General features: G+C 45.4%; 24 protein-coding genes. 17 read left to right on the top strand and 7 right to left on the bottom strand.

The window, feature by feature from the left end:
- Nucleotides 1–5: 5 nt before the first annotated feature.
- The 7 genes from mrdA (at nucleotide 6) to lipA (ending at nucleotide 7,417) form a co-directional block, all read left to right on the top strand.
- Nucleotides 6–1,937, top strand: a complete 1,932-nt coding sequence (gene mrdA, locus L4C35_RS21615; protein ID WP_428464835.1) for a penicillin-binding protein 2 — start codon at nucleotides 6–8, stop codon at nucleotides 1,935–1,937.
- Entirely contained in the window at nucleotides 1,934–3,055 is a 1,122-nt protein-coding gene (gene mrdB, locus L4C35_RS21610; protein ID WP_428464834.1) for a peptidoglycan glycosyltransferase MrdB, read from the top strand. The genes mrdA and mrdB overlap by 4 nt, the downstream gene beginning before the upstream one ends.
- Nucleotides 3,056–3,859 carry a septal ring lytic transglycosylase RlpA family protein gene (locus L4C35_RS21605; RefSeq protein WP_428464833.1) on the top strand — a complete coding sequence of 268 codons (804 nt, stop codon included), beginning with the start codon at nucleotides 3,056–3,058 and terminating at the stop codon, nucleotides 3,857–3,859.
- A 222-nt stretch (nucleotides 3,860–4,081) separates the two neighbouring features.
- On the top strand, nucleotides 4,082–5,257 hold the full coding sequence (locus L4C35_RS21600; RefSeq protein WP_428464832.1) for a serine hydrolase: 1,176 nt from the start codon (nucleotides 4,082–4,084) through the stop codon (nucleotides 5,255–5,257).
- Between the two features lie 156 nt (nucleotides 5,258–5,413).
- Nucleotides 5,414–5,689: a DUF493 family protein YbeD gene (gene ybeD, locus L4C35_RS21595; RefSeq protein WP_428464831.1), complete on the top strand. Its 276-nt coding sequence runs from the start codon at nucleotides 5,414–5,416 to the stop codon at nucleotides 5,687–5,689.
- Between the two features lie 109 nt (nucleotides 5,690–5,798).
- Nucleotides 5,799–6,443, top strand: a complete 645-nt coding sequence (gene lipB, locus L4C35_RS21590; RefSeq protein WP_428464830.1) for a lipoyl(octanoyl) transferase LipB — start codon at nucleotides 5,799–5,801, stop codon at nucleotides 6,441–6,443.
- 2 nt (nucleotides 6,444–6,445) lie between these two features.
- Complete coding sequence (lipA, locus tag L4C35_RS21585; protein WP_428464829.1) at nucleotides 6,446–7,417, top strand: lipoyl synthase; 972 nt, start codon at nucleotides 6,446–6,448, stop codon at nucleotides 7,415–7,417.
- Between the two features lie 85 nt (nucleotides 7,418–7,502).
- On the opposite strand, the gene bamC is transcribed toward lipA, so the two are convergent.
- Together bamC and dapA are read right to left on the bottom strand one after the other, a co-directional pair.
- On the bottom strand, nucleotides 7,503–8,534 hold the full coding sequence (bamC, locus tag L4C35_RS21580) for an outer membrane protein assembly factor BamC (protein WP_428464828.1): 1,032 nt from the start codon (nucleotides 8,532–8,534) through the stop codon (nucleotides 7,503–7,505).
- A 30-nt stretch (nucleotides 8,535–8,564) separates the two neighbouring features.
- Nucleotides 8,565–9,446 carry a 4-hydroxy-tetrahydrodipicolinate synthase gene (dapA, locus tag L4C35_RS21575; protein WP_428464827.1) on the bottom strand — a complete coding sequence of 294 codons (882 nt, stop codon included), beginning with the start codon at nucleotides 9,444–9,446 and terminating at the stop codon, nucleotides 8,565–8,567.
- Between the two features lie 182 nt (nucleotides 9,447–9,628).
- On the opposite strand from dapA, the gene L4C35_RS21570 reads away from it, so the two are divergent.
- From L4C35_RS21570 to L4C35_RS21560, 3 genes are all read left to right on the top strand, one after another.
- Complete coding sequence (locus tag L4C35_RS21570) at nucleotides 9,629–10,168, top strand: ACT domain-containing protein (RefSeq protein ID WP_428464826.1); 540 nt, start codon at nucleotides 9,629–9,631, stop codon at nucleotides 10,166–10,168.
- Nucleotides 10,169–10,177: 9 nt separating this feature from the next.
- Nucleotides 10,178–10,654 carry a thioredoxin-dependent thiol peroxidase gene (gene bcp / locus L4C35_RS21565; RefSeq protein ID WP_428464825.1) on the top strand — a complete coding sequence of 159 codons (477 nt, stop codon included), beginning with the start codon at nucleotides 10,178–10,180 and terminating at the stop codon, nucleotides 10,652–10,654.
- A 306-nt stretch (nucleotides 10,655–10,960) separates the two neighbouring features.
- Complete coding sequence (locus L4C35_RS21560) at nucleotides 10,961–11,380, top strand: MarR family winged helix-turn-helix transcriptional regulator (protein ID WP_428464824.1); 420 nt, start codon at nucleotides 10,961–10,963, stop codon at nucleotides 11,378–11,380.
- A gap of 116 nt (nucleotides 11,381–11,496) precedes the next feature.
- On the opposite strand, the gene L4C35_RS21555 is transcribed toward L4C35_RS21560, so the two are convergent.
- Together L4C35_RS21555 and L4C35_RS21550 are read right to left on the bottom strand one after the other, a co-directional pair.
- Nucleotides 11,497–12,570, bottom strand: a complete 1,074-nt coding sequence (locus tag L4C35_RS21555; protein WP_428464823.1) for an AI-2E family transporter — start codon at nucleotides 12,568–12,570, stop codon at nucleotides 11,497–11,499.
- 8 nt (nucleotides 12,571–12,578) lie between these two features.
- The gene (locus tag L4C35_RS21550) at nucleotides 12,579–12,809 is read right to left on the bottom strand and encodes a sulfurtransferase TusA family protein (RefSeq protein WP_048900717.1); all 231 of its coding nucleotides are present in this window, start codon (nucleotides 12,807–12,809) and stop codon (nucleotides 12,579–12,581) included.
- Nucleotides 12,810–12,968: 159 nt separating this feature from the next.
- Between L4C35_RS21550 and bepA the strand changes: the two genes are divergently transcribed.
- From bepA to L4C35_RS21530, 4 genes are all read left to right on the top strand, one after another.
- Complete coding sequence (gene bepA, locus L4C35_RS21545) at nucleotides 12,969–14,423, top strand: beta-barrel assembly-enhancing protease (RefSeq protein ID WP_428464822.1); 1,455 nt, start codon at nucleotides 12,969–12,971, stop codon at nucleotides 14,421–14,423.
- 176 nt (nucleotides 14,424–14,599) lie between these two features.
- Nucleotides 14,600–14,950 (top strand): arsenate reductase (glutaredoxin), encoded by a 351-nt coding sequence (gene arsC / locus L4C35_RS21540; protein ID WP_428464821.1) that lies wholly within the window; start codon nucleotides 14,600–14,602, stop codon nucleotides 14,948–14,950.
- Nucleotides 14,950–15,528, top strand: coding sequence for an NAD(P)H:quinone oxidoreductase (gene wrbA / locus L4C35_RS21535; protein WP_428464820.1), 579 nt, complete (start codon nucleotides 14,950–14,952; stop codon nucleotides 15,526–15,528). The genes arsC and wrbA overlap by 1 nt, the downstream gene beginning before the upstream one ends.
- A gap of 86 nt (nucleotides 15,529–15,614) precedes the next feature.
- Entirely contained in the window at nucleotides 15,615–16,040 is a 426-nt protein-coding gene (locus L4C35_RS21530) for a DUF2069 domain-containing protein (protein WP_428464819.1), read from the top strand.
- 103 nt (nucleotides 16,041–16,143) lie between these two features.
- Here the strand turns inward: L4C35_RS21530 and L4C35_RS21525 are convergent, their stop codons facing one another.
- Entirely contained in the window at nucleotides 16,144–17,388 is a 1,245-nt protein-coding gene (locus L4C35_RS21525; protein ID WP_428464818.1) for a DUF2066 domain-containing protein, read from the bottom strand.
- Nucleotides 17,389–17,734: 346 nt separating this feature from the next.
- Between L4C35_RS21525 and L4C35_RS21520 the strand changes: the two genes are divergently transcribed.
- The gene (locus L4C35_RS21520; RefSeq protein ID WP_428464817.1) at nucleotides 17,735–18,985 is read left to right on the top strand and encodes a uracil-xanthine permease family protein; all 1,251 of its coding nucleotides are present in this window, start codon (nucleotides 17,735–17,737) and stop codon (nucleotides 18,983–18,985) included.
- A 175-nt stretch (nucleotides 18,986–19,160) separates the two neighbouring features.
- On the opposite strand, the gene upp is transcribed toward L4C35_RS21520, so the two are convergent.
- Complete coding sequence (gene upp / locus L4C35_RS21515; RefSeq protein WP_428464816.1) at nucleotides 19,161–19,787, bottom strand: uracil phosphoribosyltransferase; 627 nt, start codon at nucleotides 19,785–19,787, stop codon at nucleotides 19,161–19,163.
- 151 nt (nucleotides 19,788–19,938) lie between these two features.
- Entirely contained in the window at nucleotides 19,939–20,154 is a 216-nt protein-coding gene (locus tag L4C35_RS21510) for a hypothetical protein (protein WP_428464815.1), read from the bottom strand.
- Between the two features lie 68 nt (nucleotides 20,155–20,222).
- Here L4C35_RS21510 and purM point away from each other — a divergent pair, with 68 nt between their 5' ends.
- Together purM and purN are read left to right on the top strand one after the other, a co-directional pair.
- A complete protein-coding gene (gene purM / locus L4C35_RS21505) occupies nucleotides 20,223–21,263 on the top strand; it encodes a phosphoribosylformylglycinamidine cyclo-ligase (protein WP_428464814.1) in 1,041 nt (346 codons plus the stop codon).
- A 12-nt stretch (nucleotides 21,264–21,275) separates the two neighbouring features.
- Entirely contained in the window at nucleotides 21,276–21,920 is a 645-nt protein-coding gene (gene purN, locus L4C35_RS21500; RefSeq protein ID WP_428464813.1) for a phosphoribosylglycinamide formyltransferase, read from the top strand.
- Nucleotides 21,921–21,991: the final 71 nt, after the last annotated feature.

The raw sequence follows: 21,991 nt of genomic DNA, 5'->3' as shown, positions 1-21,991 counted from the left end.
TGTCAATGAGACGACAGCGTACCCAGATCCGCGACCATCGGGCTGAGTCGGCGCTCTTTTTTCGCCGTGCTCTTGTCTCATTTGTCGGCATTATCGTGCTGGTAGGCGTGCTGCTCACGAACTTGTATCACATTCAAGTGAGTGAGCATGACGACTATCAGACACGATCAAACGATAACCGTATTAAGGTTGTGCCTGTCGCGCCTAATCGCGGCATGATCTATGACCGCAATGGCATTTTACTGGCTGAAAACCGACCAGTTTATGCGCTTGAAATTACTAAAGAAAAAGTACCCAATATTGAGGACACCTTCACTCGCCTCAAGGTACTGATGGGTATTACCGACGACGATATTAGACGTTTTGAAAAAGAACGCCGCCATACCCGTCGTTTTAAATCTATCCCAATTAAAGGCCAGCTTACCGAAGCGCAAGTTGCCCTATTCACGGTTAATCAACACCGCTTCCCTGGTGTTGAAGTGAAAGCCTACCTCAAACGCTACTACCCTTACGGTGATGCGTTGACGCATGTACTCGGCTATGTCGCTAAAATTAATGATCGCGACCTTGAACGCCTTGAGCGTGACGACAAAATCAGTAACTACAAAGCAACTCGTGATATCGGCAAACTTGGTATTGAACGTTATTACGAAGATATGTTGCATGGTACGTCAGGCTATCAAGAAGTCGAAGTCAACAGTCGTGGTCGAATTATTCGTACACTCAAATATGTTCCGCCAATTCCGGGTAAAGACATCAAATTAAATCTTGATATCGACTTACAGCTATTTGTAAAAGAACAGCTTACCGTACGTAGCCAAGACCCAGAAACGGGCGAAGACATCGTAAAATACAAACGCGGCTCTATTGTGGTGATGGATCCTCGCGATTCAGCAGTTCTCGCGATGGTATCAAGCCCAAGTTACGATCCTAACTTGTTCGTACATGGCATTTCAGGGCCTAAATACCGTGCCTTATTGAATGACATTAATCGCCCACTGGTTAACCGCGTTACACTCGGTATTTATCCACCAGCATCAACGGTTAAGCCTATGATCGCAGTTGCAGCCTTAACCGAAGGCGTAGTGACTGAGCGTACTGTACGAAATGACCCTGGCTATTGGAAAATCCCGAACTCGAACAGTCGACCATTCCGTGACTGGAAGCGCTGGGGTCATGGCAAAGTCAATATCCACAAAGCCATTGAAGAGTCAGTGGATACTTACTTCTATCAAGTGGCTTACGATTTGGGTATCGACCGTTTATCAGCTTGGATGACTAAATTTGGCTACGGTGAATACACTGGTATTGATATTCATGAAGAAAGTAAAGCCAACATGCCAACCCGAGAATGGAAACAAGCCCGTTTCCGCCAACCTTGGTATCAAGGTGATACGATCCCGGTTGGTATTGGCCAAGGCTATTGGACTGCGACACCGTTGCAAATCGCCAAAGCCACCACAGTGTTAGTCAATAAAGGGATAGTTCGTGCACCGCACCTTCTGAAAGACATCGTCGATAATGAGGTCGAAAAGCCCGCGGTGTTTGATGAATATCCACCCATTACGGGCGTCGATGACGAAGACTGGGAAATTGCGAAAGATGGCATGAAACGCGTGCTATTTGGGGTCCGAGGTACGGCACGTCGTGCCTTCTATGGCGCTCAGTACAAAGCAGGCGGTAAATCTGGGTCTGCACAGGTGTTTGGTTTGGCTGAAGATGAAAAATACAATGCAGAAGAACTCGCAGAACACTTACGTGACCATGCACTTTTCACTGCATTTGCACCGTATGACAAACCTGAAGTTGTTGTCTCTATGGTATTAGAGAACGCAGGTGGTGGCTCATCTAACGGTGGACCAGTAGCACGGAAAATATTTGATCACATGCTACTAAAGCCACATAAAACAGCGTCGAGCACTGAGGTAACACAATGAGCATTATGGCCACCACAGGCAATAAACGAACCCTAAGTGATCGCTTACACCTCGATTTTCCATTACTGATGGGGATCTTGGCATTAATGTGTTTTGGGCTACTTGTAATGTACAGTGCCAGTGGCCAACACATTGAAATGATGGAACGCCAAGCAGTACGTATGGCGCTATCACTTTGCGTCATGTTTGTACTTGCACAGATAGCCCCTCGCCATTATGAAACCTGGGCCCCCTATCTGTTTGGCATCGGCTTGCTCTTATTGCTTGGGGTCTTGTTTTTTGGTGAAGCCTCAAAAGGGGCACAACGTTGGCTAAACCTTGGTTTTGTTCGCTTTCAGCCCTCAGAGCTTATCAAGCTGGCTGTGCCGCTAATGGTGGCACGATTTATAGGTAACAAGCCACTTCCCCCAAGCTTTCGTAATATCGTGATCGCCTTAGTGATGATCTTCGTCCCAACGATTCTCATCGCAAAGCAACCCGATCTTGGTACATCTATCTTGATTGCCGCATCCGGTATTTTTGTTTTATTCCTATCGGGGATCAGCTGGCGCATCATCTTCTCTGCTGGTGTACTATTAGGCGCGTTTATCCCAATTTTATGGTTCTTCCTGATGCGGGATTACCAACGTACGCGAGTACTGACCCTGTTTAACCCAGAGTCTGATCCTTTAGGTGCGGGCTACCACATTATTCAATCAAAAATCGCCATTGGCTCAGGTGGGCTCGTAGGTAAAGGGTGGTTGCATGGCACCCAATCACAACTGGAGTTTTTACCCGAGCGCCATACCGACTTCATTTTTGCGGTTATAGCCGAAGAATGGGGCTTAATCGGTGTTATGTGTTTATTAGCACTTTACCTCTACATTATTGGTCGAGGCTTATTACTGGCTAGCCGAGCGCAAACCGCATTTGGTCGTATGATGGCAGGCAGTATCGTCTTGAGCTTCTTCGTTTACGTTTTCGTTAATATCGGAATGGTCAGTGGTATTTTGCCCGTTGTTGGTGTACCGCTTCCATTGATCAGCTACGGTGGTACCTCAATGGTGACACTAATGGCAGGCTTTGGCATTCTGATGTCTATTCATACCCATAGAAAAATGTTGTCAAAGGCGACCTAAATGCGTGTTATCTCCTTACTTATTGTCTTAATGTTGGCAGGCTGTAGCTCTACTCCTAGTGAAGAGCGCTACGATATTGCTGATGATGTGGCACCAGAACAATCGCCGACGCTTGATCATATTGAAGATGCACAGCCTCGTTACGAACCTAAAAGCCTAGCGGGCAACAAAGATTACACGCTACGTGGTCAGCGTTACGAGATCGTCAAAGACCAAAAGGGCTTCACTCAAGAAGGCAATGCCTCTTGGTATGGTAAAAAATTCCACGGGCACAAAACCTCAAATGGTGAAGTCTATGACATGTACTCAATGACGGCGGCACACAAAACGCTACCGCTACCGAGCTATGTCAAAGTCACCAATACCAATAATGGTAAAACAGCCATTGTACGCGTGAACGATCGTGGGCCTTTCCATGAAGGGCGAATTATCGATCTCAGCATGGCTGCCGCTTCAAAACTTGATGTAATCAAGCACGGTACGGCACCGGTTAAAATTGAATTAATCACCATCGATAAGCCAGCTTCAAGCGAAGAATGGTACAGCGCAAACCCGAATCAGTATTTTGTTCAACTTGCCGCTGTTAGTAATGAAGAAAAAGCACAGAAAATTGCGGAGCAGTTGAAAACCCAATACCAAACCAAAGTGGATTTGATGAAGGTAGAAAAAACAGACATTTATCGTGTTCGTTTAGGCCCTTATATCGATCGTGATGAAGCCATTTCACAACGTGATAAGGCAAAATCACAGCAATATCCAAAAGCGTTTATTATTACCTCTCAACGATCTGTGGAACAAAAGTAACGTTTTACAATCAAACAATACTGGCTGGGCGTTTTCATTTCCTTGAAGGGATTTATTCCTGCCCAGCTGGTCAATATTACGGCCAATATAAAGGTCGCAAGTTTGTCTCTGTCAGTTTTTCGCTAATCCCACCGTAAGGAGCGATGTCAAAGGTGGTTGATTACTCTCAATCTGATATAGTGTGTCCAGTTTTTGACATCGCCCAATAAAGTTACATCAATCATGAAGAAATCTGCTGCAACTTTTCGATCAGTCGCTGCATCGGCTTTGATGCTGGCGTCGGTATCTGCCGTAGCGGCTCCTGCCGTTGTTCCTGAAGCACCACAAATTGCCGCTAAAGGCTATGTCCTAATGGATTACCATTCAGGCAAAGTACTTGCGGGTAACAAAGAATTTGTCCAAATTCCACCCGCTAGCTTAACCAAGATGATGACCAGCTATGTTATTGGTCAAGAAATTAAGCGCGGCAACATATCAATGGATGACACCGTTGTTGTCAGCAAAAATGCGTGGGCGAAAAACTTCCCAGGCTCATCAAAGATGTTCATTGAAGTCGGCAGTGAAGTCAAAGTCTCGGACCTTAACCGAGGTATCATTATTCAATCAGGCAACGATGCCTGTGTTGCTATGGCTGAGCACGTTGCCGGTTCTGAAGATTCGTTTGTTGATCTCATGAATGGATGGGCTGCCAATATAGGCATGGATAAAACCCACTTTGCCAATGTTCACGGCCTAGACAACAACAACCTATACACCACGCCGTATGACATGGCGTTACTTGGCCAAGCGTTAATTCGTGATGTGCCAGATGAGTTCGCCATCTACAAAGAAAAATCATTCACCTACAATGGCATCACCCAGTACAACCGTAACGGTTTATTGTGGGATAAAAGCCTCAACGTAGATGGTATGAAAACAGGTCATACTAACAATGCAGGTTACAGCCTAGTTAGTACCGCAACAGAAGGCAAAATGCGCCTGATTGCTGTTGTGATGGGAACAAAGAGCGCTAATGCACGAAAAGCTGAAAGTAAGAAATTACTTAACTACGGCTTCCGCTTCTTTGAAACTGTATCACCACACAAAGCGAATGAAACCTTCGTCTCAGAAAAAGTATGGATGGGCGATCGTAGCGAAGTCTCTTTAGGTGTTGATCAAGATACCTTTGTAACGCTTCCTCGCGGCCAAACTAAAGACTTGAAAGCCAGCTTTGTACTAGAGAAAGAGCTTAAAGCGCCAATTCAGAAAGGCGAAAAAGTCGGTACGCTTTACTACCGTGTTGGCGATGAAGATATTGCAGAATATCCACTGATTGCCCTGAATGATGTTAATGAAGGTAGCCTATTCAGCCGCTTGATTGATTACATCATGCTGCTATTCAAAGGCTGGTTAAGCTAAGTTTTCTTTCTGAAAACAAACAATTAAAAAGAGGTGGCTTATGCTGCCTCTTTTGCTATCTGGCACCTTATCTCGCGAAACTGGTAGTCGGTAGCAAGATCGGTATAATAGCTCGCCTGAAATTGAGTTATCCCTTGCGGAATCCTGGAGTACAGAATGCAACAACAAGAACAGCCTAAACTAAAAGATCTGCTTGAGTTCCCTTGTAAGTTTTCTTACAAGGTAATGGGTTTCAACAAACCTGAACTGCCGGATCTTGTAGTTGAAGTGATTCAACGTCACGCACCAGGCGACTACATCCCAACCGTTAAACCAAGCGGTAAAGGCACTTACAGCGCTGTTTCTGTCACAATTACAGCAACCTCTATCGAACAAGTTGAAATTCTTTACAAAGAATTAGGCGAGATCGATATCGTTCGCGTTGTTCTGTAACTCGCGGCACCGAATACCCCTACAAATTGGCGGCTGAAATTTCAGCCGCCAAGCTTTATAATGCCAACCAAGAATAGTTCGGCCTCGCCGATATGAATTGGGTGATACAGTGCAAAAACATCTCATTATTCGACACCTTGGACGCTGCGATTACGAACCAACATGGCAAGCCATGCACACGTTCACCGACGAGCGAACCCCTGAAACAACCGATGAAATTTGGTTAGTCGAACACAACCCTGTATTTACCCAAGGACAAGCTGGTAAAGCAGAGCACCTGCTAAATACGGGTGATATTCCTGTGGTTCAAAGTGATCGCGGTGGCCAAGTGACCTACCACGGTCCCGGCCAGCTGGTTGCGTATATCCTGATCGACTTACGTCGAAATAAATTGGGTGTACGTGATTTAGTCACACACATTGAAAATACAGTCATTCAAACGCTATCCCATTTCGGGGTAACGTCTAACGCCCGCCCTGATGCGCCGGGAGTATACGTAAATAACCAAAAAGTATGCTCACTCGGTCTACGTATTCGTCGCGGTTGCTCTTTTCATGGCCTGGCACTCAATATAAATATGGATTTGGCGCCCTTTCTACGTATTAACCCTTGTGGATACGCTGGAATGGAGATGACGCAACTTGCGTCGCTTAATGGCCCATCAGAACTGACGGAAGTTCAGCCAGTACTAGTCGAAGAGCTTGTAAAACTGCTCGATTACCAGAGCGTTGAGTGGATAACGGAAAGCAATTAATTATGAGCAAACCTATAAAAATCGAACAAGGCGTCAAATACCGTGATGCCGATAAGATGGCCCTAATTCCTGTACGTAATGTGGCAGAAGAAGAAGTGCCACAGGAAGTGCTGCGCAAACCTGAGTGGATGAAAATCAAGCTTCCGTCAGATAGCAAACGCATCCAAGAAATCAAGTCAGCAATGCGTAAAAACAAACTGCACTCAGTTTGTGAAGAAGCGTCTTGTCCGAACTTGGCAGAATGTTTCAACCACGGTACAGCCACCTTTATGATCTTAGGTGCTATCTGTACTCGTCGCTGCCCGTTCTGTGACGTTGCTCATGGCCGTCCATTACCACCCAATGCAGAAGAGCCAGCACACTTAGCGCAAACTATTGCTGATATGAAGCTTAAGTACGTGGTAGTGACATCTGTTGACCGTGATGATCTACGTGATGGCGGTGCTCAACACTTCGCTGATTGTACCCGTGAGATCCGTGCGAAAAATCCATCAATCCACATTGAAACTCTGGTCCCTGATTTCCGTGGCCGTATGGATCGCGCACTTGAGATCCTACGTGATAACCCACCTAACGTTTTCAACCACAACTTGGAAACAGCGCCACGCTTGTACCGTAAAGCACGTCCTGGCGCGAACTACCAATGGTCTTTAGATCTATTGAAGAAGTTCAAAGAAATGCACCCAGAAGTGCCGACGAAGTCTGGCGTAATGATGGGCTTAGGCGAAACTAAAGAAGAAATCATTCAAGTATTGAAAGATCTTCGTGCTCACGGTGTGACTATGCTGACCTTGGGGCAATACCTTGCGCCAAGTCGTCATCACCTACCCGTTGAGCGCTATGTGCCGCCTTCTGAGTTTGATGAACTAAAAGAGATTGCATTAGAGCTTGGTTTTACCCACGCTGCGTGTGGTCCATTTGTTCGCTCTTCTTACCATGCCGACATGCAGGCTCAAGGTATTGAAGTAAAATAATTCCATGTGAATTATCGCGACAATAAAAAACCGCTTTCGGCGCAAGCCTTAAGCGGTTTTTTTATTTCGAATATTCGATTAACTGTTAGCTTTTACGGTTACTCGATTCAATTGCTTTACCAAATACTGGCGCCATGCTTTCTAGCGCACGCTCTGTAATTGGCTTACCATCTGAATCGGTGACGCTGAGTGAGGTACGGTTACCCAAATCACCTAATTGCAGCTTATAGGTCGAATCATCAAGCGCTATCGGCTTAACGCCAAGATCGGTCCAGAACTGATCATCTGGTGAGCGGAATTTCACTTCAACAATACCTTGCGAACGGTTACGGCCTTCAACGGTGAAGCCTAACTCATCAAGCAATGACGGTAAGCGTTCCCAGAACACGTTATACGGCGCACGTGCAATAATGACAGGCAGACCGCTGCGATCTTGTCCCATGGTAATTGGGATTTGTTTCACCAACTCTTGAGCACGTAGGCGTGCTTCTTCACGCACTTTCGCATCATAGCGCGACGTCACCAAATTAGTCATCAAGATGCTGTAACGCTCTTTATTGATCACCGAGACAGGTTCGTTTTTCTCACCTTCTCGCCAATCAACCAGCGTAATTTGGTAACTGTTATCGCCAACCTTATCCGATTTTTCGATCACATAACGGCTACTAACCTGTGTTTCGTCATCTTCATTGGTCCAAGAAACCCACTCGGTTTCTAAGCGATTTGCGGTTTGTTCACGTAATGCGATGCCTTTTTCTGTCAGCATAGTTTGCGTTAATGACCAAACACCCGCTAACTCCTCGCTATTTGCCAATACCAAAGTGATACCATCGGCATTTTTAACAACACGGGCACCAGGGATCAATGCCAGCACTTGCTGTGGTGAGCGAATATCAACGCCCGCGCCAATTTCACCGGCAAACGCTTGAGTAGGGATCGCATACTCATTCGTAGCATAAGGCTCTGTACCTTCAGGCAATACCCAATTGCTTAATGGTTTAGTTTCAAGATAGGTAAAATCTTGATTTGCCTGACGACGTCGCTCTTCACTACCCGAACAGGCTGCCAAGCTGGCAACCATTAAAGTCGTTAGTACGAACCTGTGTTTAGAATTCATTAATGCTCCTGCGCTCCTACGCGTTGCAAACTATTGCAGCACACCGCTCTCTTGCAATGCTTCAACCACTTTAGGTTGTGCTGACTCACTTAATACGGTTAATGGCAGACGTAAATCACCCAGCTCAATCAAACCTAGTTTGTGAGCTGCCCATTTAACAGGGATCGGGTTAGATTCGATAAATAAGTTTTTATGTAAGCTCATTAAACGTGCATTGATTTCACGTGCAGCCTCAAACTGGCCTTCTCGTGCCAATTTAAACATTTTCGCCATATCAGCCGCCGCAACGTTTGCCGTAACTGAAATCACGCCATGACCGCCACGCTCGACAAACTCTAACCCAGTAGCATCATCGCCGCTTAGTTGGATAAAGTCTTCGCCACAAAGTTCCCTAATCTGCTGAACACGGTCTAAATCAGCCGTTGCATCCTTAATACCCACGATATTGTCGATTTTTGCTAAACGCGCAACCGTCTCGGGTAATAGGTCAACCGCAGTACGACCAGGTACATTATAAAGAATTTGTGGAAGATCTGTGGCTTCAGCAATCGCTTTGTAATGTAGATATAAACCTTCTTGCGTCGGTTTATTGTAATAAGGGGTGACACTCAAACAACCCGCAACACCAGTACCAATAAAGAGTTTGCTAAATGTAATGGCTTCGTGCGTTGCATTTGCGCCAGTTCCTGCAATAACAGGAATTCGACCGTTGGCAAGCTCAATCGTCTTAACAACCACTTTTACGTGCTCATCAACCGTTAATGTGGCTGATTCACCCGTAGTACCAACAGATACAATTGCATCTGTGCCTGCTGCAATATGATATTCCACCAAATTTGCAAGGCTAGTGTAATCCACTTCGCCCGCTTCATCCATTGGCGTGACTAGCGCAACCATGCTTCCTGAAAACATGTCCATCTCCCCTGTATATATATAGCTTCATGGTACGATTGAGTGAATATAAACTCAAGCACGAGCGTAGGTAAAAGTACTATCTTGACAATAACTTGATAAGAAGTTGCTAGCGATGTCAGTTATCCCTGCTTAATACCTGTGCTACCATGCTGGAAAGATAACAATACGATGTAGAGAATATGGAACATTACCTAGTTATTACTGCAGTTGGTACGGATCGTCCAGGCATCTCAGATGAAGTGACTCACCTGGTTACTCAGTGTGGCTGTAACATCATAGATAGCCGTATTGCTCTGTTTGGCCATGAATTTACCCTTATTATGCTATTGTCTGGCAATGGCAATGCCATCTCGCGCGTGGAAGCGACGCTACCACTCAAAGCCCAAGAGCATGAGTTGCTCACTGTGATGAAGCGAACCTCTAAACATAAATCACGCTCGTTTTCATACACCGCCGATTTTCATATCGAAGCGGATGATATGCCAGGACTCATCGGCCAATTCACCCATTTTCTTGCCGCTCGGAAAGTCGATATTGCCTCGTTAAGCGCCCACACTCACGAAGCCTGCGATGCCAATAGTAGTGATCGTTTATTTATTCAGATCAGTACCAATATTCCCGAGGGTTGCAACCTCATGACATTACAAGAAGAATTCGAAGCCCTCTGCACCGATTTACTGGTGACAGGCACTGTCAATTTTGTTGGCCATAATCAATAAGGAAGCACCATGAATACGTTGACCGCAGGCACTTCAGCCCCTGCTTTCACTCTATTAAACCAAGACAACGAGTCTGTTAGCTTAACGGACTTTAAAGGCAAAAAAGTCTTGGCTTATTTTTATCCCAAAGCCATGACACCAGGCTGTACCGTTCAAGCTTGTGGCTTGCGTGATAGCAAGGCTGAATTAGATGCGCACAATGTGGTTGTACTGGGGATCAGTATCGATCCTGTCAAACGTCTGCCTAAATTTATCGAACGCGATAACTTAAACTTCACCTTACTGTCCGATGAAGACCATGCCGTAGCCGATCAATTCGGAGTCTGGGGTGAAAAAAAATTCATGGGCAAAATATATGACGGACTTCATCGTCAAAGCTTTTTAATCAATGAAGAAGGTGTGATTGAACACGTTTTCAATAAATTCAAAACAAAAGATCACCATGAAGTCGTACTTAACTACTTAAATGAACAAGCTAACGCGTAATACATTATCGCAATAATGTTTCGTTCGATGCCTACGTCGCTCACCGTAGGCATTTTTATTTTTAGGCTTATAACACCCTTAATTCAACGCCTGACCATACCTCACAGCAATCAAAAGCCGACACAATTCGACTCTCATCACTTAATCTATAAAAATCATAAATAAAATCTTGCTCAACAAGCTAACTCTCAGATATAACTCACCCTAGTTTGAAATAAAACCAATTGAGACTAATGCCGTTAATTAACAAGCTAGAGTGATTTGAGCATTAATGGGGTTGGTATAATAATATTAAGGATGATATTAATGAATGATACGCTACTCGGGTTGATCTGGAACACCTCTCGCGCAGTACAGAACAAGGCTCAAAATACCGTTGGTCTGGTCTCGTCTGAACTTAACGCCGAGCAAATATTGATGCTGATGCTGCTGAAAGAAGAAGATGGTTTACGCCCAATCGATATTGCTGAGCGACTAATGCGCTCAAAAAGCTCAGTTACCAGTATAATCAAAACAGCGCAGCGTCATGGTCTAGTTGCCACACGCCCTCACCCACTGAAAGGCAACTCTAAGTGTGTGCACCTGACAAAAAAAGGGGTGCTAATGTGCGACTCGGCAGGGAATAATATCCATTCACTTCTGGCTGAAATCCCTCAAGGTTTGACTGAAAAAGAAGTCGAGACCTGTCGTAAAGTGCTGGAAGTGACCCTCAATTGCTACCGTTAATTCCAATGACATTCATTAGCCTAGCAAAGTATTGCACTGACAATAGCGAGCACTAACCATAAAAAAATGGCGCATCGAAATGCGCCATTTTTGTCTCTAGCATTACCGCCCTATCACTAAGGTTGCTCTACCAACTCTTCGGTTTCCGTGGCAGAGAAAGCACTCCAAACGGCTTTAACCAGTGTTGCTAATGGGATAGCAAAGAAGACGCCCCAGAATCCCCAAAGGCCACCAAACACCAATACTGCGATAATAATTGCCACAGGGTGCAGGTTAACGGCCTCTGAGAATAAAATCGGCACAAGCACGTTACCATCTAAGGCCTGAATAATGCCGTAAGCGACTAATAGCCACCAGAAGTCAGGCGAAATCCCCCACTGAAACAGGCCAACCATCGCCACAGGAATCGTCACGGCTGCCGCACCAATATAAGGGATCAGTACCGAGAACCCGACCAATACCGCAAGCAAGAGGCCATAACGTAGATCCAAGATCACGAATGTCAGGTAGCTGATCGAGCCGACAATCAAGATCTCTGTCACTTTACCGCGAATGTAGTTCGAGATCTGCTGGTTCATCTCTGCGCCAACTTTACTGGCAAGACGGCGGTTCTTTGGCAACACAGTTCCTAAGATAGACAACATTTCTTGTTTATCTTTCAGTAAGAAAAAGACCAGTAAGGGTACCAAAATAAGGTAAACACCCAACGCTGCTAGGCTCACAAGTGAGGCTAACGAGCCTTTCACTACACTTTCACCCATACCCAATACTTTCTCTCGCAAAGTATTCATAAAAGTATCAACCTGATGAGGCTGTACAAAGTCAGGGTAACGAGAAGGCAACGACGACACGTAGCTTTGTAAATCATTAAACATGGTCGGTACATCAGACATCAAGTTGCCAATCTGATGCCAGATCGTAGGTACAAGACCAAAGACTGCCATCACCATTAATCCGACAAAGATCAATAAGACGACACTGACAGAAAGTGAACGAGGTAAACCTAGCTTGTTCAAGCGCGCCACAGGCCACTCAAGTAAATAGGCTAAAACAATGGCCACCAATAACGGCGCGATCAAATTCCCTAAGAAATAAATCGTTAAAAAGCCACCCACAAGGATAACCACCAGACTGGCTGAGTCTGGGTCTGAAAAACGTCGCTTATACCAGCGATTAAACATATCGAGCATAACTGTCTCTATCTTTGCATTTTGGTGACAAAAAGAATCAATGACTGCGGAGAGTCACTCTGTATTTCAATAGCATAACCATTATTGATTAAGTATCGGGGAATATCTTGTCTCGCGCCTGAATCAGAAACATGAATTTCCAGCTTTTGTCCCAAACTCAATGCGTTAACCGCTCTTTTGGCTAATAATAGCGCCATAGGGCAACGTTCAGTCATCAAATTAAGCAATTGCGTTTCCATTCCAGTGTGCTGACAGTTATTATCCATTCACGCATTGTAAATGACATCAGCTCGACAAAAAAGAAACCTGTACGGTGTTCTATTGTCTTATTGCTAATAGTCCCTGTTTTTCCTGGGCTAGTCCCAACAATTCAGACCAAAGGCGATTGTATTATTTCTATGTCCCGATTGAAGAAAGCCCCAGCTTATTTACTGATCACAGCATTATTGAGTAGCAGCTTGCCTATTCATGCTGAGACGTTTAACAGCTTACCAGAAATTGGTACGACTGCGGCTTCAACCCTTACAATAGAAAAAGAGCTAGAGTATGGCGATGCCTACATGCGCATGCTGCGTGCAAGCCGCCCGATCATCAGCGATCCGCTTTTAGCCGATTACGTCCAAGATTTAGGTCACCGTTTAGTGGCCAATGCCAACGATGTGCGTACCCCGTTCAATTTTTTCCTGATCCAAAACCGTGAAATCAACGCTTTTGCCTTCTTTGGTGGCTATGTTGCCCTTCACAGCGGTTTATTTTTATATGCCAAATCAGAAAGTGAATTTGCTTCGGTTGTGGCGCACGAAATCGCACACATTACTCAACGTCACTTAGCGCGGAGTATGGAAGACCAAGCCAAAAAGTCGCCTGCTACTATGGCAGCCATGATTGGCTCTCTCATGCTGGCTATTGCCTCACCAGAAGCGGGAATGGCGGCTTTACACGCAACAACAGCCGCATCCGTGCAAGGTCAGATCAACTACACCCGCAGCAATGAAAAAGAAGCCGACCGCATCGGTATCGCGACCTTGGCTAAATCAGGCTTTGATGTCCAAGCAATGCCACGTTTCTTTGGCCGCCTTGCTGATCAATACCGTTACGCCAGTAAACCACCCGCGATGCTACTGACTCACCCCTTACCTGAAGATCGAATTTCAGATACCCGTAGCCGTGCTAATCAATTCCCTGCACGCCGCGTAGAACCCTCGGATCGTTATCTACTTGCTCGCTCACGGATTGTGGCACGTTTTGCAGGGTTAGAAAGCGAAGCCGCCTTAGATTGGTTTGACCGTAAGTTGAAAAAAGCGAAGGGCCAACAAAAAATCGCCTTAGATTATGGTAAAGCTCTCGTCTTAATAGATACCGGCAAGTACGAGCAAGCACATGCCTTACTTGATCCTTTGCTTGTCGCTGAACCCAATAACCGTTTTTTCATTGATTCAGCGACCGACCTCGACATCGGTGAGAAAAAATATGATAGCGCGATCAGTCGCCTACAAAGTGCATTAAAGCAAAGTCCAGAACAAAAAGTATTACGCTTAAACCTTGCTCATGCCTATCAAGAAGCAGGAAAGGTCGATGACAGCCTGTCGGTATTATTGCGCTACACCTACGATAATCCGAAAGATACCAATGGCTGGTACATGCTTGCTCAAGCGCAAGGTGAAAAAGGCAACCGTGCCGCGGAGCTCGCTGCCCGTGCGGAATTACTCGCACTACGTGGGCTGTGGGATAAAGCGATTAAAAACTACATTCAAGCAAGCCAGTTGGTTGAAGTAAATTCGCTCGATCAAGCACGTTACGATGCCAGGATCGATCAATTACGCTTATCGCGTGAGAAATTTGCAGCACTCTAAATCGATAAAACCCTCATAACCTTTGATGCAAGCTATCGCGATAACCGATCCCGCGTGATCGCGATAGCAAAGCCACTGACACACGCCTTTCAATACCCCTGTATTCCCTTACAATGAAGAATAACTCCCACTTCGCTCAACACGTTACGGGAGGCTCAAAATAAAATGGAGAAATTATGTCTATCTCAATTTACCACAACCCTCGCTGTTCAAAGAGCCGTGAAACGTTAGCGCTACTTGAAGAGAAAGGCGTTACCCCAAACATCATCAAATACTTAGAACAAACCCCAACCGCGGCTGAGCTTGAAGTTCTTCTAAAACAGCTAGGCTTTGATTCTGCCCGCCAGATGATGCGTACTAAAGAAGCGGTTTATAAAGAATTAGCGCTGGGCGAAGCCTCAGTGACTGAAGCGCAACTGTTTACAGCGATGACGGAAAACCCAAAATTGATCGAACGCCCAATTGTTGTCAATGGCGATAAAGCGGCCCTTGGTCGCCCACCAGAGCAAGTATTGGATATTCTTTAATGCATTCTATATTGGTGCTGTATTACAGCCGTCATGGCAACACGCGACAGCTAGCGCGTCAGATAGCCCGTGGCATCGAGCAAGTCGATGGCTGTGAAGCGGTATTAAGAACAGTGCCAGACATTAATGAACAAGGGCTGCAAACGCAGCCCCCTCTTGATGGTGATCCTTGGGTTAGCCAACAAGACCTACAGACGTGTTGCGGGTTGGCATTAGGTAGCCCAGTGCGTTTCGGTAATATGGCAGCACCGCTCAAACACTTTATTGATTCCACCAGCGCCCAATGGCTGTCAGGTACCCTAATAGGGAAACCTGCGAGTCTCTTTACGTCATCATCGTCAATGCATGGCGGTCAAGAGACCACCTTGCAATCCATGATGTTGCCATTACTTCATCACGGCATGCTCGTCCTTGGTATTCCGTATTCGGAGCCGCAACTGCACACCACAACGCATGGTGGTACACCCTATGGCGCTTCTCACTTGAACCAGGGGGCTGGATTACATCAAGATGAAATGTCATTGGCACAAGCGTTAGGCAAACGTCTGGCACAAACGGCGAAGAAACTCGCGGAATAAGTACGTAGTGAGCTCAGTCAATATACCGACTTCGCAAGCGACTTTCGCCACAAAACGGATCATCGAGATTAACAAGGAAGGTGTTCATGATCGCAATGCAGCCCTTAACCCAAAACCTACGTTACTTTGCACTAACCAGTAACCTGAGCTTATTGCTGTGGGTGGCGCTATGGCAAGGTGTCATTTCGCCACACCCTCACCTTAATAACATCGTTATTATGATCATGTGGGTATTCCCGCTGCTATTACCGTTAAAAGGAATACTAGAAGCGAAACCTTATACCCATGCATGGGCAAATTTCATTTTGATGTTTTATTTTCTGCATGCGCTGACCATTCTATGGGTAGAACCTGCAGAGCGCTGGCTCGCCACCGTTGAGCTTGTGATTACATCTTGTGCCTTTGTTGGCAATATCATTTTTGCCCGCCAACGCGGCCGAGAGCTAGGCACAAAACTGCCGCGCCTATCGCAAGTTGAAAAAGAAGAACGCGCACGGCATCAAGACAAGTAACACCGAAATCCACACAAAATAAAACGGCTACATCATCACAATGTAGCCGTTTCTTTTATACTCTCTACCTTGTTCTCTCAGTACCTAAGCACAACACTAATGATTATGGCTGCCAATAGAACTGATTGTCAGCCGACACCGCTGATGGCATCACCACTTCAGAAGATGTAGGTTGAACAAGATTGCTTTGCGCGGGTGTTGTCTCTGCTGGCAAGTTTGTACCATCGCCGACAATCACAGTATTTGTGGTGACATCGTCATTTGAACGCGTCACATCTAGATTGTCGCTGGTTCCACTAGCATCCATATCATCACCAGCCAAAGCCTGACCTGTGTAGCTCCCCTCAGAAACCTGACTAATACGACGATCTAACAAAAGTTCGCGTTTGAAGGCCTCTTCTGTTGTCAGCAAGTTCACCCCAAATAGCGCCTGATCAGCATGTAAACGCTGCACATCCACCGATGCCACTGAGCTCAAGCTTGTGAGCATACGTTCAAGCGTGAAAAAGTCTTCTGTTGTCTGAATGTTAGCAACACTAATGCTAAATAAACCTCGGCTTTCACCGCCAAGCTGCACTGCGTATTTTGCCGCGAGTTGATCGGCGATTTGATTCACCATATCACGGGTTGCGGCCACAAGTTCGCCACTTACCTGACCTTCCTTCGGCGCCACTTGTGATGCCACTAAACGATCGGCCGACTGCTCAAAAAGCTGCCAAGAAAGTGAAACATTACTACCTTCTTCACGAGCACGCACAATCAAGATAGCTTCAGGGTTATAACGCAAACTGGCATTGGCAACAGGTTCGACAAAACCACCCCATAAATCAGGCACGCTCACTGCGGTAATATCTTCAAAGTCACCAATTGGCATTAACACCGGTACACCACGTTGATTCGCCGCGTTGTGCATTTCCGTTTGCAGTGGGTTACTGGTTTGATCCCACACAATTTCACGCTCACGATTATTTTCTTTTACCAACCAAACTAAAACCGCAGGGCGTTGATCGCTCCATAAGGTTGCATTGGCTTGGGTTAATAAATTATGAATTTGCACACGATCGAAGGTCATGTCTAAGGTCTGCTGACCATTTAGCGAGCCAACCCCAAATTGACTGATGTACAGGCTCGAGTTCGTAAGTGCTTTACGAATGACCTCGTTGTCGACCACTTTACTTTGGCCAGATACTTTTATCAGCACCTGTTCTAAGCCTTGCTGACGGGCAGTTTGTTCCGATTGCTTATCAGTATCAGGAAGTACAACCTGAGCCTGATACAAGTTGTTCACTGTGGCGGCATTCAAAGGCAACGCCAATAACGCCAACATAAAAAAAACAAAACGCAGCATAGAAAACTCATTCATCATCTAGATATGTTCCGATCATAAGGTGATTTGCCTATCAGCAGCAACCTCTTAGCCCCGATATCGTGACAGATTTTAGTCAATCTTCATGTTTTTATACCTTTGCGCCTTAATCTCGTCCTCTCAGCAGCAAAATATCGACGAAACCTACAAAACCAAAGGAAAGTTTCGCATGGCTTACAACAATAAGAGAACCCTCTAACAAAAGGGTTCTATCCATGGCAGTGATAAGAAAAACTCTATTTCAAAGCATAGGTAATCGTTTGCTGCTGTGATAGGATTGCGCGATTTTATTTTTAGAAAACCAAAATTAGACAAGGTGGGTGAAAAAATGATGCAGGTACTCCAAGGCGCACAAATGTTATTTGTCGCATTCGGTGCATTAGTGCTGGTTCCGTTACTGACGGGCCTCGACCCCAATGTCGCTCTGTTTGGTGCTGGTATTGGTACCCTTCTTTTCCAAGTCGTTACCAAACGTTCTGTTCCTATCTTCCTCGCGTCATCCTTCGCTTTTATTGCTCCTATTATGTACGGTATCCAAACTTGGGGCGTCGCTAGCACCATGGGTGGCCTCATGATGGCGGGTATTGTATACGTTCTTATGGGTGTTGTGATTAAAGTCCGCGGTGTGGGTATCATCCATAAATTACTGCCTCCTGTTGTGGTTGGCCCAGTAATCATGGTGATTGGTTTAGGTTTAGCACCAGCCGCAGTCAACATGGCGGTAGGTAAAAGTGGTGACGGCGGTATTCAACTGGTTAATGGTGATGCCGCTATTTGGATTTCAGCAGCCTCTTTATTAACAACTATCGCCTTTAGTGTTTTTGCCAAAGGTTTCTTCAAACTGATGCCTATCATGGCGGGGGTCGTAGCTGGCTATTGTGTGAGCTTAGGCTTCGGTGTCGTTGATTTTACTCCCGTTGTACAAGCTAGCTGGTTAGCAATGCCTAACTTTACCTTCCCTGAATTCAACATCAATGCAGTGTTATTCATGATCCCAGTCGCTATCGCACCTGCGGTAGAGCACGTTGGTGATATGTTAGCTATTTCTAATGTTACGGGTAAAGATTACCTTAAAAAGCCTGGCTTACACCGCACAATGGCAGGCGACGGAATCGCAACCATTGCTGCATCTATGTTTGGCGCGCCACCCAATACCACTTACTCTGAAGTTACCGGCGCAGTCATGCTAACCAAGGCTTTTAACCCTATAATCATGACATGGGCAGCCGTAACGGCACTGGTACTGGCATTTGTCGGTAAACTGGGTGCAGTACTACAAACCATTCCAGTCCCTGTTATGGGCGGTATCATGATTTTACTGTTCGGTTCAATTGCAACAGTCGGTCTTAATACCCTAATTAAAAACCAAGTCGACCTACACAAAGCACGTAATCTTGTGATTGTGGCGGTAACCTTGGTATTTGGTATTGGCGGTATGGCCTTTGGTATCGGCGAGTTCAGCCTTCAAGGTGTGAGCTTATGCGGTATTGTCGCGATCTTACTGAACCTAGTGCTACCCAACGACCTTGGTGAATCGCACGTTGTCGATAATGCACAAATTGATGGTATTGAAAAATAATCATCATTAGCATAAACAAAAACGGCAACCTCAGTGGTTGCCGTTTTTATTTGATCTTTGAATCTAATGTGAATACCGCCAGAGAGGAGAATTGGCGTAAAGCGACTACATGACAAGATCAAAAAAGCCGAACATATATACGTTCGGCTTTTCATTATGTGTAAATCAATTCGGCTTATTTAGTACCGAAGATTTTATCACCCGCATCACCAAGACCCGGAACGATGTAACCTTTATCGTTCAGTTTCTCATCAATCGCAGCCGTGTAAAGCTCTACGTCTGGGTGTGCTTTTTCTAGTGCAGCAATACCTTCAGGTGCAGCAACAAGTACTAGTACTTTAAATGACTTACAGCCTTTCTCTTTAAGAAGATCAAGCGTTGCAATCATAGAACCGCCAGTTGCTAGCATTGGATCAACAACCAGTGCGATACGCTCATCAATGTTTGATGCTAGTTTGTTGAAGTAAGGTACAGGCTCTAATGTTTCTTCATCACGGTAGATACCCACAACGCTGATACGTGCACTTGGCATGTGCTCAAGTACGCCGTCCATCATACCAAGGCCAGCACGTAGAATTGGCACAACCGTTACTTTTTTACCTTTCAGTTGATCGATTTCTGCTGGGCCATTCCAACCTTCAATCGTCACTTTTTCCGTTTCGAAGTCTGCCGTTGCTTCATAAGTCAGCAAGCTACCAACTTCCGTTGCTAATTCACGGAAACGCTTAGTGCTGATATCACCTTCACGCATAAGGCCAATCTTATGTTTAACCAGTGGGTGTTTTACCTCAACGACTTTCATCTGTGACTCCTAACAACAAAAAAAATATAAAATCGATCTATTGTACACGATACCCCTGTAAATTTTAGCGACTCATTCACTTAAATACGCTTTTTTTGCGTGTTTGTTGCTTCTTTAAGCAAACGTTTGTCTAAGCACGTGGGCTCTCTTATCATTCAGTGGCTACTCGCTTCACGACTGTAAGGTCATTTTTAAATTCGTCGGCCATTGCTCTACGCTTTTTTTCACCACAGATCTGCACCATAGAACCAGCGCTTAAAATACCACCAATATTCGTCGCGATTTCGCAAACTAAAAATATTGACGCAAACGTTTCCCTTTCCGCCGCGACTGCTGTTATCATACCCACGATTTCAGCTTCAGCCACATTAAATAATCGCCTAAATCAGTACGATTATTTAATGTGTTTGGTGTACATACCGTGAGGAAACTCTTGTGAGCGGCAATAATTCTTCTCTTAGTTACAAAGATGCTGGTGTTGATATCGATGCGGGTAATGCGTTGGTTGATCGTATTAAAGGTGTGGTTAAGCGCACTCGTCGCCCTGAAGTAATGGGCGGTATTGGTGGTTTTGGTGCTTTGTGTTCCCTACCTACCAAATATAAAGAGCCAGTATTGGTATCAGGCACCGATGGCGTAGGGACAAAACTACGTTTAGCGATGGATCTGAAACAACACGATACTATTGGTATCGACTTAGTTGCTATGTGTGTGAACGACCTTATCGTTCAAGGTGCAGAGCCGCTATTCTTCCTTGATTACTACGCAACAGGCAAACTCGATATCGATACAGCAGCAGCTGTTGTTGCCGGTATTGGCGAAGGTTGCGTACAGTCTGGTTGTTCATTGATTGGTGGCGAAACGGCAGAGATGCCAGGCATGTACCACGGCGAAGATTACGACGTTGCTGGCTTCTGTGTTGGTGTTGCTGAAAAATCTGAAGTTATCGATGGTACTAAAGTAAAAGCTGGCGATGCGCTAATCGCAGTTGGCTCAAGTGGCCCACACTCGAACGGTTACTCATTAATCCGTAAGATCATCGAAGTTTCAAATGCTGATCTAAACGAAGAATTAGAAGGTAAATCATTAGCAGAACACCTGCTTACACCAACTAAAATCTACGTAAAATCAACGCTAAAGATGATGGAAAGCTGCGATGTTCACGCAATTTCACACATCACAGGTGGTGGCTTCTGGGAAAACATCCCTCGCGTATTACCTGAAGGTACTAAAGCGGTTGTTGATGGCTCAAGCTGGCAGTGGCCTTCAATCTTTAACTGGCTACAACAGGCCGGTAATGTTGAAACTTACGAAATGTACCGTACTTTCAACTGTGGTGTTGGCCTCGTGATTGCTCTTCCTCAAGAGCAAGCAGCACAAGCCATCGAGATCCTAAAAGCTGAAGGCGAAAACGCTTGGCTACTAGGTGAGATTGCCAACGTTGAAGCTGGCGAAGAGCAGGTCGAAATTAAGTAAGGCGATACGGCAATGAAAAATATCGTTGTCCTGATCTCAGGAAATGGCTCGAACCTTCAAGCAATTTTAGACGCTTGTGAAAATGGCACAATTGCGAACGCGAATGTCGCAGCCGTGCTATCTAACAAAGCGGATGCTTATGGTTTAGAGCGAGCTCGACAAGCCAATGTCGATGCTTTACATCTCTCTGCTGCTGACTTTAGCGATAGAGAAACCTTTGATAAGGCGATGATCACTAAAATCGATGCCTATCAACCTGATCTTATTATACTTGCTGGTTTTATGCGGATCCTAAGTCGTGACTTTGTTCGTCACTATCAAGGGAAGATGATTAACATTCATCCCTCGCTATTACCTAAATACCCTGGGCTTCACACACATCAGCGTGCACTGGATGCTGGTGATACTGAACATGGTACAAGTGTTCACTTCGTCACGGAAGAGCTCGACGGAGGCCCGGTTATTTTACAAGCTAAAGTGCCTATTTTTGCTGATGATCGCGTGGAGGATATTTTCTCTCGCGTCCAAGAGCAAGAACATCGCATCTACCCACTTGTCGCGCATTGGTTTATCAATGAACGCCTAGCCATGGTGGATGGTCAAGCCGCTTTGGATGGTAATACCTTAGCTTTGCACGGTTATGCCACTGACGATTAGTGCCCATTAAGATCGTTGGGGGTATAACCTCTCGCTAAACGACAAGCAATAAAAAACGCAGCCAATGTAAA

This window comes from Photobacterium kagoshimensis, from assembly GCF_050337045.1.
Lineage (GTDB): Bacteria > Pseudomonadota > Gammaproteobacteria > Enterobacterales > Vibrionaceae > Photobacterium > Photobacterium kagoshimensis.
Note: the sequence above shows the minus strand (reverse complement) of the source record. Positions and strands in the feature narration are given on the sequence as shown.

Excerpts from the sequence above, each read along its gene's own strand:
- wrbA (WP_428464820.1), top strand. The coding sequence starts at position 14,950 with ATGCATTCTATATTGGTGCTGTATTACAGCCGTCATGGCAACACGCGA.
- L4C35_RS21525 (WP_428464818.1), bottom strand. The coding sequence starts at position 17,388 with ATGCTGCGTTTTGTTTTTTTTATGTTGGCGTTATTGGCGTTGCCTTTG.
- L4C35_RS21605 (WP_428464833.1), top strand. The coding sequence starts at position 3,056 with ATGCGTGTTATCTCCTTACTTATTGTCTTAATGTTGGCAGGCTGTAGC.
- dapA (WP_428464827.1), bottom strand. The coding sequence starts at position 9,446 with ATGTTTTCAGGAAGCATGGTTGCGCTAGTCACGCCAATGGATGAAGCG.
- L4C35_RS21520 (WP_428464817.1), top strand. The coding sequence starts at position 17,735 with ATGATGCAGGTACTCCAAGGCGCACAAATGTTATTTGTCGCATTCGGT.
- lipA (WP_428464829.1), top strand. The coding sequence starts at position 6,446 with ATGAGCAAACCTATAAAAATCGAACAAGGCGTCAAATACCGTGATGCC.
- L4C35_RS21600 (WP_428464832.1), top strand. The coding sequence starts at position 4,082 with ATGAAGAAATCTGCTGCAACTTTTCGATCAGTCGCTGCATCGGCTTTG.
- bamC (WP_428464828.1), bottom strand. The coding sequence starts at position 8,534 with ATGAATTCTAAACACAGGTTCGTACTAACGACTTTAATGGTTGCCAGC.
- L4C35_RS21560 (WP_428464824.1), top strand. The coding sequence starts at position 10,961 with ATGAATGATACGCTACTCGGGTTGATCTGGAACACCTCTCGCGCAGTA.
- arsC (WP_428464821.1), top strand. The coding sequence starts at position 14,600 with ATGTCTATCTCAATTTACCACAACCCTCGCTGTTCAAAGAGCCGTGAA.
- upp (WP_428464816.1), bottom strand. The coding sequence starts at position 19,787 with ATGAAAGTCGTTGAGGTAAAACACCCACTGGTTAAACATAAGATTGGC.
- L4C35_RS21550 (WP_048900717.1), bottom strand. The coding sequence starts at position 12,809 with ATGGAAACGCAATTGCTTAATTTGATGACTGAACGTTGCCCTATGGCG.
- mrdB (WP_428464834.1), top strand. The coding sequence starts at position 1,934 with ATGAGCATTATGGCCACCACAGGCAATAAACGAACCCTAAGTGATCGC.
- bepA (WP_428464822.1), top strand. The coding sequence starts at position 12,969 with ATGTCCCGATTGAAGAAAGCCCCAGCTTATTTACTGATCACAGCATTA.
- ybeD (WP_428464831.1), top strand. The coding sequence starts at position 5,414 with ATGCAACAACAAGAACAGCCTAAACTAAAAGATCTGCTTGAGTTCCCT.
- purN (WP_428464813.1), top strand. The coding sequence starts at position 21,276 with ATGAAAAATATCGTTGTCCTGATCTCAGGAAATGGCTCGAACCTTCAA.
- L4C35_RS21570 (WP_428464826.1), top strand. The coding sequence starts at position 9,629 with ATGGAACATTACCTAGTTATTACTGCAGTTGGTACGGATCGTCCAGGC.
- mrdA (WP_428464835.1), top strand. The coding sequence starts at position 6 with ATGAGACGACAGCGTACCCAGATCCGCGACCATCGGGCTGAGTCGGCG.
- L4C35_RS21530 (WP_428464819.1), top strand. The coding sequence starts at position 15,615 with ATGATCGCAATGCAGCCCTTAACCCAAAACCTACGTTACTTTGCACTA.
- bcp (WP_428464825.1), top strand. The coding sequence starts at position 10,178 with ATGAATACGTTGACCGCAGGCACTTCAGCCCCTGCTTTCACTCTATTA.
- L4C35_RS21555 (WP_428464823.1), bottom strand. The coding sequence starts at position 12,570 with ATGCTCGATATGTTTAATCGCTGGTATAAGCGACGTTTTTCAGACCCA.